This is a genomic window from Rubritalea profundi (assembly GCF_002954445.1).
GTDB lineage: Bacteria > Verrucomicrobiota > Verrucomicrobiia > Verrucomicrobiales > Akkermansiaceae > Rubritalea > Rubritalea profundi.
Window position 1 is genome coordinate 426,583 of the sequence record NZ_MQWA01000001.1, and the last position, 14,455, is coordinate 441,037.

A 14,455-nucleotide genomic window follows, 5' to 3' on the forward strand; every position below is an offset into this window, starting at 1 on the left:
AGCTTTGGCTTTTTTGTTGAGATGTTTAAGGACGACTTACTTCTCGAGTCGAGTTTTTAGGAAGTCGCTGAGGTAGTCAGGGGTGAGCAGCTCGCGAGTGACGTAGGGTGTCGAGTCCCCAGGTACGTAGAGTACGTTGACTGGGATAGCTGATCGATTGAGAGTATGGATCGCCTTCGTGGCCTCAGGGTGCTTCTTGGTCATGTCTGCTTTCAAAGTTACGATACCTTTATCGAACATATTTTGGCGGACCTCTGCGGTGTACGCGGCTGCCTTGTTAGTCTGGCAAGTAAGGCACCACTTTGCGGTGAAGTCGACATAGACGGGGGTTCCTTCGGCGAGAAGTTCTTCGACCCGGTGGGGTGACCACTTTTCCCAGCTAAGATCTGGAACGGCGCTTTCAGCAGCGGCGGTTTCAGGATCTTCTGGCGCAGGTGGCATAGCCAGGACTACACCGCCAGCGAGGAACAACAGAGATAGAATCTTGGCTTTGATTCGAGTTGATTTTGCTTTGATCGGGGTGTCCCAGCGGCCAAAGATCCAGCCTGCGGTAGCGATTGATGTGATGCCGAGCATGATCGCGAGCCCTTTTTGTCCTTCTTCGCCGATCTGACCATTGTAAACCCAGAGGAGGTAACCAACGGTGGCGAAAAGTAGGAAGGACATGCCCTGTTTAAAGGATTCCATCCAAGCACCCGGACGAGGAAGTTTGTTCACAAGCGCCGGGAAGAATGAAAGAGTGATGTAGGGAAGAGCGAGGCCCACTCCCATCATCAAAAGTGAGATAAAGAAGAGCGGCCCATCAAATTTCCAAGCGGCACCGATAGCTGGTCCTAGGAACGGCGCCGAACAAGGAGTGGCGATGACTACGGCGAGGACGCCAGAGAAAAAGGAACCAGAGAGACCCTCTTTATGAGTTAGATTCCCGCCAACACTTGTAGCCTTGGCTCCAATCTCAAACAGGCCAGCCATGCTTAGAGCAAGTAGGAGCATGACCACTAAGAGGACGAATACGACCCATGGCTCTTGCAGTTGCGCTCCTAGTGTGGTGGTTGCTTTGAGTGGGTAGAGAAAGGCGGCGAGGAGGAGAAAACTCATAAGCACGCCTACGGTGAATGCTATGCCGTGGAGTTTGATTTTCTTTTTATCTTCACCAGCCTGTTGCACAAAGCCCATGATTTTGAGCCCAATCACAGGGAAGACACAGGGCATCAGATTGAGGATGAGTCCACCTAACAAGAGGGAGGCTAGGACCGCTACTACTCCAAGTTTACCTTCTTTGGTTTCAGCGTTTTCGCTAGTGGTAGCTGCTGCGGCGCCTGCTTCGGTAGAACCACCAAAAGCTACATCGATCCAGAATGCGTGATTGCTGGAGCCTGCTACATCTGAAGAGGTGTAAAGAATGCCTCGAAGGTTTGCGAGCTTGGGACCGGCCTCACCACCAAGCTTATTTCCCATATTACGGGTCGCGGCGAATGTGTGAGTGCCACCATCGTGACTGACGGCACGCTTGGCTTGAACATCGATTTGTTTGTCGTATTCAAAGAATTCGAGGTCTTCTGGCAGTTTTCCAACAATCGAGAGAGTGAAGCCCTCTGCGGTTTCCTCGGCTGAAATTGTCCAGTCCTTGGGGAGGACTTTAGTGGGGAATGACTGGAGTCGGTAGTCGTCTACTTTTGCATAGTCGGAGTTCTTGACTGCTGTGTCGGCAATGGTGAGTGAAAAAGTGAATTCCTGGCTGTTGGGCGGGAGGCAGCTGGAGTCATCACAAACCTGCCACGAGCTATCGACAGTGAGCTCAACCTTGTCGCCAACCTTGGCTGACTGAGGAACTGTGAGTTCAGTGAAGAAGTAGTTAGTGCCTTCGTAGCCGTAGACCTTGGCTCCAGAAAAAGCAAACTCGTGCGGGGCTGGGAAAAGTAATTTTGAGGCTTTCCATCCATCAGGAAGCTTCCATTCTGCGGCCGGAACGATGGAGTTACCCAGACCGTCATTTATAAAGTAGGAATGCCAGTGCTCCTCATGTGTCAGTTCCACAGCAACGCTGAATGTTTGGCCGGGGGTGACGCTGGTGTGCTCTGGGAAGAGCTCAGCCTGGGTTTTTGGCTCTCCGAATTGCGCCTGGATCGGGCTGGTCATGATCGCTAAGAGTGCGATGATAGCTGACAAATATGCGTGGGTCATTGGCGTGGGATCGATTGTTTAGTGTCTAGAGTAGTTGATGGTCTGGTGACTCTAATTGCTTTCTAGTATGAGGGGAAAAGGCAGGTGACTTATTCCCTAAAATTCTTTCCTTTCGAAAGAAAAAAGGCACCCAGATGTGGTGCCTTTAAAGATTTGGGGTACTCAGCTGACTAGCGATTCTAGCGCTGAGCTTTGTCTTTTTCGTTGCCGATCATGTATCCGCCAGCTCCGCCAGCAGCTGCGCCGATTGCTGCTCCTTCGAGTCCTTTACCTGACTGGTGGCCGATGATGCCGCCCGCGATTGCGCCGAGCGCTGCGCCTGTGCCAGCGTTTGCTTGTGCGTTGTTCTGTGGTTGGCAGCTAGTGAATGCTGCTGCGGTGGATACTGCTGCGATTGCTGTGATTATTTTTTTCATGATTTTTAAAATGAGGTTAATAAGTAGGCTAACAGCAAATTATTTCGCTGCAAGTTTATTGAGAATAGAATGGATAAGCGGTGGGCCGTGATAGATGAAGCCTGTGTAGAGCTGGATCAACTTTGCACCTGCGTCTAGTTTCTCGATCGCGTCGTCAGCATTCATGATGCCACCGACGCCAATGATTGGGATCTGCTCACCCAGGTGAGAGTAGAATGCCTTGATGACTTCGGTGGAAACTTCAGTCACAGGCTTGCCCGAGAGCCCGCCAGCCTGTGTGGCGTAGGGCTTGCCGAGCACTGATTCGCGGCTAATTGTTGTATTGGTCGCGACTAGTCCGTCAAGGCCGCCATCGAGGAATACTCGGGAGAGGTCTGCAATTTGCTCTTCGCCCATGTCGGGGGCGACTTTGAGTGTGATTGGCATGTGGAGGCCTGTCTCTGAACTGAGGCGTGCTTGTTCCAGCTTGAGAGCCTCTAGTAATCTAGCAGTGTCGTCAGCAGCTTGCAGATCGCGGAGGCCGGGGGTGTTGGGTGACGAAATGTTGACAGTGACATAGTCAGCTACTCCCCAACAACCGCGGAGGGCTTTGAGGTAGTCGTCGACAGCATGCTCGTTAGGCGTGACCTTATTTTTGCCGATGTTGAAGCCGACGATGCCTTTGAAGGTGGTGGCTGAGCGGACATTTTTGACACCTTGCTCAATACCGACATTGTTGAAGCCCATACGGTTGATGATGGCTTCTTCTTCGATGATACGGAAAAGACGCGGCTGTGGATTGCCCGGCTGCGGCTTGGGGGTGATGGTACCAATCTCCACGGAACCAAACCCGAGGCGACCAAGGGCATCGATGGTGGAGCCTTCTTTATCGAGTCCTGCAGCGAGCCCTACTGGATTCGGGAACGTGAGACCCATGCATTCGACCGGTTGTGCTTTGGGAAGCTTGCCTGCGATGAGTTTGAGTACGCCAAAAGACTCAGCCTTCCGCATGAGATTCAAAGAAAGGTGGTGGGCGTCTTCCGCATCCATTTTGAACAAGAGATTGCGTGCGAAATTGTACTGTGCGCTCGTCATACGAGCCTCATAGCGAGACATGGGTCATTGGTCAATGGTCATGAGTCAATGGGGCTAGCGCGATGAAACCAATACAGCCAAAGTGATCCGCGAAAGATCCAAAATAATCGAAAGGCTGAGCTAGTGTTTACTCGCTGATAAATTATTCTGTGCGAAGGGAACTGTTCTCTATTACTCGGTTTCGAGTTGTGGATTCATATGGAGAGTGAACGGGCTGTCCTCAAAATGTTTTGAAAATAGAATTGGATTCACAGGCCTGAGCCATCGGGAAGAGTCTCTTTCGTTTTCTAGGTCATCCGGACTAGCTAGAAATACAGAACCATCTTCAAGTTGAGTTTCCCATTTCAGAGAATAAAAGCTCACCTCTGGATCTATGGGGATAAGGGTGATCAGCTCATGTTTTCGGGAAGAATCGTAGTTTAGAGTCGTCCAAGTGTAGCTTCCTTTCAGTGGAATACTAGTATCCCCACCCCTGCAGCATGAGGAAAACCAAGCGTCATACTCTTTATCCTTCAAAGCAATGACAACGCACATAATATCCCTGCCATCCCCTCATCATCCAGACTTCTTGGTATTCGGAGGTGGTTATTAGCTTTTCCTCGGGAACCTTGATAAGAGGTGATTTGTGCGGTTCAGCAGAAGTTGTCGAACCAGTTTTTTTCTGGCAGGCGGATAAAAAATGGTGGATGTGACAAGTATGGCTCTAAACATTACGGGAATCGAATGGGTGGAATAGGCTAACGGATGAACTGACAAAAAAATAGATTCCCCTGCGATTTAAGTATCTTTCGAGATTCAGGTTTCATCGTTCCAGCCTAATGACCAATGACTATTGACCAATGACCCGCCTCATAGCGGGATGGCTTTACAAAGGTAAGACATCCCGCTATGAGGCGACCATGTCAGAGTTACCAAAAGCGTATGAGCCACAAGCTGTAGAGAAACAGTGGTATGAGGCTTGGACAGCAAATAAATGCTTCCAGGCTGATGAGAATTCTTCGAAAGAAGGGTATTCCATCGTCATCCCACCACCAAACGTCACTGGTATTCTCCACATTGGCCATGTTCTGAACAACTCTATCCAGGACATCCTTGCTCGTCGTGCGCGTCAGCAGGGTAAAGAAGTGCTCTGGCTTCCAGGCACAGATCACGCAGGTATCGCTACTCAGACTAAGGTCGAGAAGAAGGTGCGCGACGAAGAAGGAACCACTCGCCGCGAGCTCGGCAGAGAAGAGTTCCTCAAGCGCGTGTGGGACTGGAAAGACGAGCACGGCGGTATCATCATCCAGCAACTCAAGAGACTTGGTTGTTCCTGCGACTGGGACCGTGAGCGCTTCACAATGGATGATGACTACTCGGCACAAGTTTCAAAAGTATTCGTAGACCTCTTCAATGAAGGCCTCATTTACCGTGGCAAGCGGATGGTGAACTGGTGTCCAAAATCACTTACAGCACTTTCTGACGAAGAGGTGATCATGAAGCCAAAAGTATCCAAGCTCTATTTCATGAAGTATGAGCTGGTGGATGCTCCTGGTGAGTTCCTCGAAATTTCAACCACACGGCCAGAGACATTGATGGGTGACATCGCTGTGGCTGTGAACCCTGATGACGAGCGCTTTAAGAAGTTCGTCGGCCGCAAGGTTCGACGTCCATTCCCAGCAGCTGAGATCGAAATCATTGCGGACGACCACGTTGACGTGGAGTTCGGAACGGGTTGCCTCAAAATAACTCCAGCGCACGACAAGGCTGACTTCGAGATCGGCGAGCGCCACAACCTAGAGATTATCGACGTACTCCACGCTGACGGCACAATCAATTGCCCAGAGGTCCCTGAGCTAGACGGTCTCGATCGTTTCCAAGCGCGCCGCAAGGCTGCTGCAATGCTCGAAGAGATGGGTCTGCTGATCAAAGTAGAAGAATACGAGAATAACGTAGGCTTCTCCGAGCGTGCTGACGTTGTTATCGAACCACGCATTTCGATGCAGTGGTTCCTCAAATACCCAGCAGTGAAAGAAGCTACAGACGCGGTCAATAATGGCGACATCACTTTCCGCCCTAAGCGTTGGGAAAGCACTTACAACAACTGGATGGGCAACCTTCAGGATTGGTGTATCAGCCGCCAGCTCTGGTGGGGACACCAGATTCCAGTTTGGTATAGGAAGGAAAAATCATTCGAGCTACGTGAGAAAGAAAGCCTTGATATGAATGACCTCAAATCTGGCGATATCTATGTCGGCGTGGAGCCACCAACTGACGGTAGTGAGTGGGAGCGCGATGAAGACGTGATGGATACATGGTTCAGCTCATGGCTCTGGCCGTTCGCCACTATGGACGAGTCTACTAAGAAGAAGTTCTACCCAACTGCGGACCTCGTGACTGGGCCAGATATTATCTTCTTCTGGGTGGCTCGCATGATCATGGCTGGCTACAGATTTGCTGATCAGCTTCCATTCAAGAATGTGTTCTTTACCTCTATCGTGCGTGACGATAAAGGACGCAAGATGTCCAAGCAACTAGGTAACTCACCAGATCCACTCGACCTGATGGACAAGTTTGGTGCTGACGGCCTCCGCTTCGGATTGATGAGAATCGCTCCAACAGGGACTGACATCAAGTTCGACGAAGACACCATTTCCGAAGGCCGAAACTTTGCAAACAAGCTCTACAATGCATGTCGTTTCAGACAAATACAGGGCGCTGGGGTGATCGCGCTAGACTCATTTGATAAGCTTGATTCACACCACATCGACATCCTCGCTAAACTTGATAAGCTCGATGTGAACCTCGACGCAGCATACGATAACTACCGATTCAACGACGTGACTGGTCAGCTCTACGAGTTCTTCTGGACCGAGTATTGCGACAAGTTCCTCGAGGCGATCAAGTTTGATTTCAGATCTGATGATGAGTCCGCAAAGGCTCGCACATTGGCTGTGATCGACACAGTGCTCGCACGCTACCTTGCACACCTTCACCCGCTGATGCCGCACATCACTGAGGAACTCTCAGCAAAGATGGGCTACCTTCCAGCGGGTCAATTCCTGATGACTTCGACCACTGACAAGACACCAGTGCTTACAGGCCTTTCAGCTGAGAAAGTTGAAGAAGGGCAGCAGATCGCGGCTTCACTCTACGAGACAGCTGGTCGCTTACGTAATCTCAAGTCCGAGTACAACCTAGCTTCTAGCAAGGACGTGAAGTTCGTTGTGAAGCCAATCGCTGACTGGGTTGGTGGAGAATGTGACACGCTTGCTACTCTAGCTGGTGCGAAAGAAATTCAACTCCAGGCTGACTACGATCCTCCTCAGGGAACACCCGCAGCGGTCACGACCTTTGGTGAAGTTTACATGCCGCTCGACGGCCTCATTGATATGGATGCTGAGAAATCTCGTCTTGATAAGGAAATCGCTAAGATCACCAAAGAAGTCGAAAAGGCTGGTAAGAAGCTCAGTAATCCGAACTTCATCGAGCGAGCAAAGCCAGAAGTTGTGGACGTTGAGCGGGCTCGGCTTGCTGAATGGGAAGGCAAGCTAGAGCAGCTGCGCAGTATGCGTGGAGCTCTCGCTTAGGTCACTAATTTTGCCCACCCCATTTTCATGCTTGCCGTGGAAATGAGGTTGGCCCTATCTCTAATAGAGTTAAAACTTAAGTATGCGAACGTTGTTAGATATTGAAGGCATAGATAGTGTCACGGCTTCCTTGCTCGAAGCTGCTGGCTACACTGATATTGATGCGCTCATATCTAACAAGCCTGAGGTGATTTATGCTGAATTGGCGAAGGCCAATAAAATGCTGAATATCATGGAGCAAGAACCGAGCCTTGAGCTGGTGAAGTCTTGGTTTAAATCATTCACTGAGAAGGTTGAACATCCGAGTGTCGTTGTGGCTGATTCCCAGCCCAATTCAATACTAAGTACCGACCCTTCTATAGTTGAATACCGTGTGCCCTCAGCATTACCTCTTGCAGAAGATTTTGTTAAAAATCAAGAGATTGTGTTAGCTCAGCTTCCTAGGGTTACAAAAATCTCTGATCAAACTGGAGACGCAGAAGTGTCTCTAGAACCTTCGGAGGAAAAACGCTTACCAAAATCTCTAGATAAGAAAGTCAAAGCTCATGCTATACGTAGAGTGGAACCTAGGAAACCTGAAGTTGATAAAACGAGGCTGCAGTCGATAGACGATTACCGTATCAATGGCAATGGTGTGCCCTCACATCAGAAGCAAGAAGACACGAATAACGTACGTGAAGCGATGTCTGGAACCAATGCGGGTGTTGACCCGAGTTCTGAGAAATACATCAGAGGGGTCTTACACAACGATGCTCAAAGAACTTATTTTGGAGCTTGGGGGCAAATTCTTGCTTGTATATTGTTAGTGGGCTCGATTGCACCCATTGTTTATATTCTGTTTCAACCTGAGCACTACATTTGGGGCTGGATTACGCCAGTGGTACTTTTTTTAGCATTAGTCGTCTATGCGCTTGTTGCGCGTAAAAGCTCTTGTCCAGTTTGTCGTCAACGTCAGTTTGTCCCTAAGGCATGCCGAAAGCACGTGAAGGCTCATACCTGGCCAATGCTTGGTAATATGCTACCAACGGCATGGCATCTAGTGAGGTACAAATGGTTTCGCTGCATCTTTTGCGGAACCTCTATTCGTCTCAAAGAGTAACTCCCATAGGGGGAGCTATAGCGGTTGTGCCGCAAAAGTTTTCACGACTTTACGTGGAATTCTAAGTGGTGCCAATCTCTGAGATCGCTTCTTGCTATGCTAGGGTGGGTTCACTAGGATTCATAGCATGCATCGCAGAGGATTTTCATTGCTCAAAACTATTATAGCCATCGTTGTGCTGGTGGCGCTCACCAGTATGGCCGCTCATACTGTCATGTCTTGGGTTCCAAGGAATTTACAGGATGTCGATGGCTCTGGCCCTGCCGAGGAGGGTGCTAAAATTCCAGACCTTGCGGAGCGACTCAAAGAAGCCATAGATAAATCCTATGAGGTGAAGATCACGGAAGAAGAATTGAATCGCTATATTGCATCTAAACTAGAGCTCACACAGTCATCAATTGTTGATGATTATGTTGAAATTACAGGTGTCTACGTTGATTTGAAGCCGGACTTGATAGATGTCAGCATCGAGCGTGAATTTGATATTCCTAATAATCAACAACCAGACGGGTCAAAAAAACTTGGTTTCATGCCGTTTTCTCAGACAGTGTCTATGCAGATAGAGCTACGAACAGTAGACAATGTTGATGGTGGCAAGATGAGAATAGTCAGATTTCCTGGTGGAAACTTTGGCAAATCACCAGCGCCTGGCTTGTTAGTTAGAGTTGTTAAGCCAAGCTTTGATATCATTGCTGAGGTGTTTGAGGAGGAGATCAAACTTGGTTATGAAGAAATGACGAGTGTGGTTATCGGGGATGGAATCATTACCCTGAACTCTAAGCCTGTGAACGTCAAACAAGGGCGCCCGTAATAGGTGAAGGAACTTTACTTATATTTCTGGGCAGCAGTTTTCTCTATCGTACTGCTTACTAACTCATCTCAAGCTCAGGAGGTGCCCCCTCAGGTGGGAGAAGACTTGGGGCCTAGTCATGTAGTTGAGACCTCAACTAATAATATTCAGAAAATTGTTGTCCGAGGCAAGAGAACTAAGCTGCGTATGGCCATCGCGTCGATTGCTAATACAATGGCTAAGGAGTTACACGAATTGTTAGATGAAGAGGATTCTTACGCCGGAAAGCGTAACATTTACATTGAAATGCTAGATTCCAAGGGAGGGCGTTCAGACATTCAAGTGAGGCCAGATGTGAAACCTTTTGGAGACTTAGATCTAATCATTCGACTCTTAGTTAAAGCAAACACTCGACTCAACCGCGAAACTTTAGATCACGGAATTATCGATGTACTGCTTTACCGTAAAGGACTAGAGGGGGTTCAGACGCTCGATGAGTCACACAAAGTTCAAGTCCCGATTTGGTTGAGTTATGGAATTATCGAAACAATTTCATGGAAAAAGGATAGCTCAAAAAAAAGAGTGTTGTATGAGCTCCTTTTATCGAAGCCAGAATTGTTTCCCTTAGATAATGTGTTGTCAGCTTCAGGCAGAGATGTCCGAGCTTTTGATGCCACCAGTGAAACCTTTTTTAGAGCGGCGTCGGCTGCGTTGGTAATGTCCTTGCTAAGGCAAGATGGTGGCAGAGATTCTATGCGCGCATTTCTTTCAGAGGTTGTGTTGTTTGATGGTGAAATGGATATTCTTTTACGTAAGCACTTTCCGCCGTTGAGTATAGGTGCCAACGCAATGCAGAAAGTTTGGAGTCTTCAAGTCGCTGAAATGGCTGCTCCCAAGTTAGTTGAAAATCTAAGTATTGCTGAGACTGATCAACGACTAACAGAAATGCTGGTGCTCAATATTGCCGATGGGAATGGTGATGCACAGTTAGTTCCCTTCGAGGATTTTAAGATTTTAGATGGGATGACAGTGGCAGAAAAGGTTCAAGCCACCGAGGCTATGCGCCAAGGTGTCGTTCAACTATCTAACCGTTGTCACCCAATCTATCGTCCTTTATTACTAGAGTATACAATGTTGGCATCTGAGATGTGCCAAGGTGAGCTTAAAAATATAAGCGGACGTCTACCTTTACTTGCTGGAGAGAGGCTGAAGATGGTGCTAGCCGATGAGAGGGTCCATGATTACCTCGATTGGTACCAGATAACTAGAGCTCATGAAGTAACCGGTGATTTCTCTGGATACATGAAGCTTAAAGAGCGCTTGGCTATGGAGCGAGAGGAACGCAAAGATGAAGTTATTGATCCCTACTTGGACCGAGTGCAGGCATTGATGAGGCGAGATGTAGAGGGCGATTCAGGTAACTAGCGAAGGGGGCTAAAGAATCGTTATACTACTTAAAGTTTGAAAAGAGACTGGTACTGTAGTGGTTTCTTGATAAATCAAGGCGCACCGCTCCTTCGGCGTGCCCAGCCTGCTCATAGCAAACTGACCACGTGCATCCTAGGGGACAAAAAATAAACTTACACTGGTCGGCACTCCTGTGCCAGCCACTCACGTTCTTCGGCATTGAGCAGAGGAGAGAGTTTTTCAAGCACCTCAACATGATAGTTGTTGAGCCATTCGATCTGATGGGCTGGAAGCATTGATTTCTCGATCAAATCAGTATTGATCGGACAGAACGTCAGGTTTTCGAACTTGAAGAACCGGCCGAACTCGGTGTCTTGGCCGAGCACCGTGTGAACCATGTTTTCGATCCGAACTCCATGTTTACCGGCGCGGTAACAACCGGGCTCAATTGTGGTGATCATTCCGAGCATCATTTTCTCAGTACTTCTGCCGGAAATATTCTGCGGTCCTTCGTGAACCTCAAGGCCGAAGCCCACACCGTGGCCGGTGCCGTGTTTAAAATGACGTCCGTGTCTCCACAGTACTTGGCGGCAGACACCGTCGAGTTGCGCCCCGTTGGTGCCTTCGGCAAACTCAAGCATGAGTAATTCCAGCATAGCTCCAAGAACTGCAGTGTAGTCCTCTTTCTGAAGTTGGGTGGGTTCACCCATCGGAATGGTACGTGTGGTGTCTGTGGTGCCGTGCAGGAAGTTTCCGCCCGAGTCGATCAGGAAGATATTCTCATTCTTAACCGGCTTGTCCGATTCCTCATCCACGGAATAGTGGTTGAGCGCGCCGTCTGGGCCATAACCCATAATCGACTCAAAGCTCACATGGCGGAAGCCCTCCACTTCAGCGCGGAATGCCTCCAGTTTGCGGCTAGCCTTGAGCTCGGACATTTCCTCGCCCTCACGCATGCTGCGGTAGAGCCAAGTGAAAAATTTAACCATCGCCGCACCATCATCGATGAGTGCTTGCTTGAGATGTGCGACCTCGACTGGATTTTTGACAGCTTTGATGTCGGTCGCAATGGCACGGCCCTTGATCAGCACGCAATGGCTGGCAGCCTTGGCGAGGCTGAAACCAGCATACTGCGCGATCAGTAACAAGCGAGCGGAGGCATCCAGCTCGCTCAGCGAAGATTCGATCTCGTTATAGCCCTTCAGCTTCACTCCGGCCGCTTCAAATTTTGAGACTGCTCGGCAGTCAACTTTTCAGAATCCACAAAGAACAACACGTCCTCGGTAGTCACTAAGGTGTGACAGTAAGCAGTGGGAGCCGCCTCGATATCCGTACCACGAAAATTCAGCAGCCAGCAGGATTCATCAGTGCGGCCCATGAGGTAGGCATCGAGTTTCTGTTGCTTCATCTGCTCGCGCACTTCTGCGACTTTCGCTTCAATGCTCTTGCCTGCATACTTATCGTCCACCAGGAACAGCTCACCCTTGGGAGCCGCCGGGCGGTCCAGCCAAAGTAGATCGACTAGATCCAGATCAGTGCGTACGTTCAGGCCCGCTTGTTCAAAACTCTCACTCCAGGCATCCGCCTGCTCAACGCTTGTGTCAGTGCCGTTGAACCCGACCGTCTGGCCTTCATCAAAATGTGCCTTCAACCATTCATCCACGGTCGCTACACCCACGTCACTCATTTTCACCAACTCGATTTCGGTACCTTCAAGCGACTCTTCAGCCATTTCGTAGTAGCGGCTATCTGTCCACAGACCGCTCCAATCCGCCGTCACGACGACCATTCCGTTAGATCCAGTCATACCTGACAACCACTCTCGGCAACACCAACGGTCAGCGACATATTCATTATTGTGTGGATCAGCATTATCAACGATCAGCGCGTCGATACCCTCGGCGGACATCGCGGCCCGTAGTCCAGCTAGCTTTTCTGCTACCGACATCCCGGACTCCTGTCCTCCATTTGCCAGAGAGGTCGATCCTTGACCGTCCTGCGGCGTTCTTGATTCTGAATTTTTCACTTCTGAGATTAGATTGTTGTTCATTTTTATGTGGAATTAGATGGTTTTGACCGTCGTGACAACTTCAGGGAGAAAGAAATCCAGATCCATGACAATGGGCCTCGGCAAACTGAATTTCATCACACCGAAGACGCAAAGCACCCGAGGCGGAATTTGTGGTCAGCTTGGAGGCTGTCATTCTCCCCCTCCATCCTCAAGAGCATTAAGCATTCTATTTACGGTAAAGTGACGTCTATTTGCGACAATTCGGCTTATTTCTTAGCGGGGTCGACTAGCCGGATGGCGAGAAAAGTCGCTAATCGGGCGCTCTTCCATATTGCCCTTTTCATCCTTAAAAACCACCGACGTGAGTTGCCGGAGGAGCCATCTAGGCCGTATTGTTCGCTGATTGAACGCCCCCCCGAAGTTTCAGACGATAAGCCATTGGTGTAGTTCCTTCGCAGGTGCGGAATCGTTTCCCAAGATCACTGGCGTCGTAGAAACCCGCTTGGATTGCCACTTCGATGAGTGTCAAATCAGTCATTGCCAGTAGATTCTTTGCCGTTTCTATCCGGTGCTGCATGATGTACTGGCGAGGTGATTTACCCATGAGTTTGCGAAACACCCGGTTGAACTGACTTACCGAGTAATGGCAAGTGGCGGCCAGTCCCTCCGTCGATAGTGACTCCACATGATCGCCATGAATCAACTTCAATGCGGGTTCGATTCTGGAAAATGAACTGTGGATGGCGGCTGTGCCAGAAATTTCGTGCATCACACCCGCCACACCCGCGATTGTGCCATCAGCTTTACGCACCAGGGTTTTGCTCGATAGCCACCAGCGGAGAAATCCCTTCGCGCTGGGCACCATCCAGGTGTGGTTTGTCACTGCCACCCCCGACTCCATGATCTGTTTATCCTCCGCGAGGTAGCGAGTCGCTATCTCCTGATGGTGGAGATTGAAATCGGTAAGCCCTATTCCCCCACCGGGCTTCAGACCGTGATATTCCTCGAAACGCCGATTGCACCTGATGAATACTCCATGCGTATCCTTCATATAGAACATAACCATCGGAAGCTGATCGAAGAGTCTTGCTATATCGTCACCGGAGTAATCGCTACATGGAATTATCATGCGCGGATTATACCATAAATTGCTGCATTTAACATTGAAAATTTAGACCTGCATGGCGTACTTTATTGACATGCGAACATCCGTGCCAATTCTCGCCGCTCTACTGCCCACGCTTGCCGTTGCAGAGAAGGTTGATTTCATCACCCAGATCCAGCCGATCCTATCGGAGAACTGTTATGCCTGCCACGGTCCGGACGAGACAAAGGCGGAAGGAAAATTACGCCTCGATGTTCGTGAAAAGGCACTGAAAGGTGGTGAAAGCGGCCTAGCCATCGTGCCAGGTGACCCGGATGCGTCCCTCATTCTGAAGAGGATTCTTCACACGGAGCCGGACGAGTTGATGCCTCCACCGGATAAAAAGAAGCCCCTTAAGCCCGAGCAAATTGCTTTGATCCGCCAATGGATTTCCGAAGGTGCTGAGTGGGGAGTTCACTGGGCCTTTGAAACGCCGGAACGTCCAGAAGTACCCAAAACCACCAATTCCTCATGGTCAAAAAATACGATTGACCACTTTGTTCTCGCACGGCTCGAAGCGGCAAAGCTGAAGCCCTCACCAGATGCAGACCCCAAGACCTTTCTCCGCCGTCTTTCGCTCGATTTAACAGGCCTACCACCGACGCTCGATGCATTGTCCGCGATTGGTGAAACCGAAAAGGAAGTCACGCGTCTGATTGCCAGCCCGCACTTCGGAGAGCGCTGGGGCCGCGAATGGCTCGATGCCGCACGCTACGCCGATTCTGCGGGCTATGAGAAAGATCTTCCGCGCTATTAACCTG

At 49.7% G+C, this 14,455-nt stretch carries 11 protein-coding genes; 5 read left to right on the forward strand and 6 right to left on the reverse strand.

The genetic code is table 11. From position 1 onward, the window contains the following. Positions 1-36: 36 nt before the first annotated feature. From BSZ32_RS01910 to BSZ32_RS01920, 3 genes are all read right to left on the reverse strand, one after another. Positions 37-2,184 (reverse strand): protein-disulfide reductase DsbD family protein, encoded by a 2,148-nt coding sequence (locus tag BSZ32_RS01910; protein ID WP_105041851.1) that lies wholly within the window; start codon positions 2,182-2,184, stop codon positions 37-39. 179 nt (positions 2,185-2,363) lie between these two features. Beyond that, positions 2,364-2,600 carry a glycine zipper domain-containing protein gene (locus BSZ32_RS01915; RefSeq protein WP_105041852.1) on the reverse strand — a complete coding sequence of 79 codons (237 nt, stop codon included), beginning with the start codon at positions 2,598-2,600 and terminating at the stop codon, positions 2,364-2,366. 39 nt (positions 2,601-2,639) lie between these two features. Continuing rightward, the gene (locus BSZ32_RS01920; RefSeq protein ID WP_105044743.1) at positions 2,640-3,674 is read right to left on the reverse strand and encodes a quinone-dependent dihydroorotate dehydrogenase; all 1,035 of its coding nucleotides are present in this window, start codon (positions 3,672-3,674) and stop codon (positions 2,640-2,642) included. 839 nt (positions 3,675-4,513) lie between these two features. Between BSZ32_RS01920 and BSZ32_RS01930 the strand changes: the two genes are divergently transcribed. From BSZ32_RS01930 to BSZ32_RS01945, 4 genes are all read left to right on the forward strand, one after another. Further along, the gene (locus tag BSZ32_RS01930) at positions 4,514-7,243 is read left to right on the forward strand and encodes a valine--tRNA ligase (protein WP_240610541.1); all 2,730 of its coding nucleotides are present in this window, start codon (positions 4,514-4,516) and stop codon (positions 7,241-7,243) included. Positions 7,244-7,325: 82 nt separating this feature from the next. Next, the gene (locus BSZ32_RS01935) at positions 7,326-8,342 is read left to right on the forward strand and encodes a DUF4332 domain-containing protein (RefSeq protein ID WP_105041854.1); all 1,017 of its coding nucleotides are present in this window, start codon (positions 7,326-7,328) and stop codon (positions 8,340-8,342) included. Between the two features lie 127 nt (positions 8,343-8,469). After that, on the forward strand, positions 8,470-9,153 hold the full coding sequence (locus BSZ32_RS01940) for a pilus assembly FimT family protein (protein ID WP_105041855.1): 684 nt from the start codon (positions 8,470-8,472) through the stop codon (positions 9,151-9,153). Positions 9,154-9,156: 3 nt separating this feature from the next. Further along, positions 9,157-10,557: a hypothetical protein gene (locus tag BSZ32_RS01945; RefSeq protein ID WP_105041856.1), complete on the forward strand. Its 1,401-nt coding sequence runs from the start codon at positions 9,157-9,159 to the stop codon at positions 10,555-10,557. Between the two features lie 155 nt (positions 10,558-10,712). Here BSZ32_RS01945 and BSZ32_RS01950 read toward each other — a convergent pair whose 3' ends face one another. The 3 genes from BSZ32_RS01950 to BSZ32_RS01960 form a co-directional block, all read right to left on the reverse strand. After that, complete coding sequence (locus BSZ32_RS01950) at positions 10,713-11,750, reverse strand: M24 family metallopeptidase (protein ID WP_105041857.1); 1,038 nt, start codon at positions 11,748-11,750, stop codon at positions 10,713-10,715. Next, complete coding sequence (locus tag BSZ32_RS01955; protein ID WP_105041858.1) at positions 11,747-12,589, reverse strand: aminopeptidase P family N-terminal domain-containing protein; 843 nt, start codon at positions 12,587-12,589, stop codon at positions 11,747-11,749. Before BSZ32_RS01955 ends, BSZ32_RS01950 begins: the two co-directional genes overlap by 4 nt. Positions 12,590-12,932: 343 nt before the next feature. Beyond that, positions 12,933-13,679 (reverse strand): helix-turn-helix domain-containing protein, encoded by a 747-nt coding sequence (locus BSZ32_RS01960; protein WP_105041859.1) that lies wholly within the window; start codon positions 13,677-13,679, stop codon positions 12,933-12,935. Between the two features lie 52 nt (positions 13,680-13,731). Here BSZ32_RS01960 and BSZ32_RS01965 point away from each other — a divergent pair, with 52 nt between their 5' ends. Next, on the forward strand, positions 13,732-14,451 hold the full coding sequence (locus tag BSZ32_RS01965) for a DUF1549 domain-containing protein (protein ID WP_105041860.1): 720 nt from the start codon (positions 13,732-13,734) through the stop codon (positions 14,449-14,451). The last annotated feature ends 4 nt before the right edge of the window (positions 14,452-14,455 follow it).

Coding starts and splice junctions, on each gene's coding strand:
- BSZ32_RS01910 (WP_105041851.1), bottom strand. CDS start 2,184: ATGACCCACGCATATTTGTCAGCTATCATCGCACTCTTAGCGATCATG.
- BSZ32_RS01915 (WP_105041852.1), bottom strand. CDS start 2,600: ATGAAAAAAATAATCACAGCAATCGCAGCAGTATCCACCGCAGCAGCA.
- BSZ32_RS01920 (WP_105044743.1), bottom strand. CDS start 3,674: ATGACGAGCGCACAGTACAATTTCGCACGCAATCTCTTGTTCAAAATG.
- BSZ32_RS01930 (WP_240610541.1), top strand. CDS start 4,514: ATGACCCGCCTCATAGCGGGATGGCTTTACAAAGGTAAGACATCCCGC.
- BSZ32_RS01935 (WP_105041854.1), top strand. CDS start 7,326: ATGCGAACGTTGTTAGATATTGAAGGCATAGATAGTGTCACGGCTTCC.
- BSZ32_RS01940 (WP_105041855.1), top strand. CDS start 8,470: ATGCATCGCAGAGGATTTTCATTGCTCAAAACTATTATAGCCATCGTT.
- BSZ32_RS01955 (WP_105041858.1), bottom strand. CDS start 12,589: ATGAACAACAATCTAATCTCAGAAGTGAAAAATTCAGAATCAAGAACG.
- BSZ32_RS01960 (WP_105041859.1), bottom strand. CDS start 13,679: ATGATAATTCCATGTAGCGATTACTCCGGTGACGATATAGCAAGACTC.
- BSZ32_RS01965 (WP_105041860.1), top strand. CDS start 13,732: ATGGCGTACTTTATTGACATGCGAACATCCGTGCCAATTCTCGCCGCT.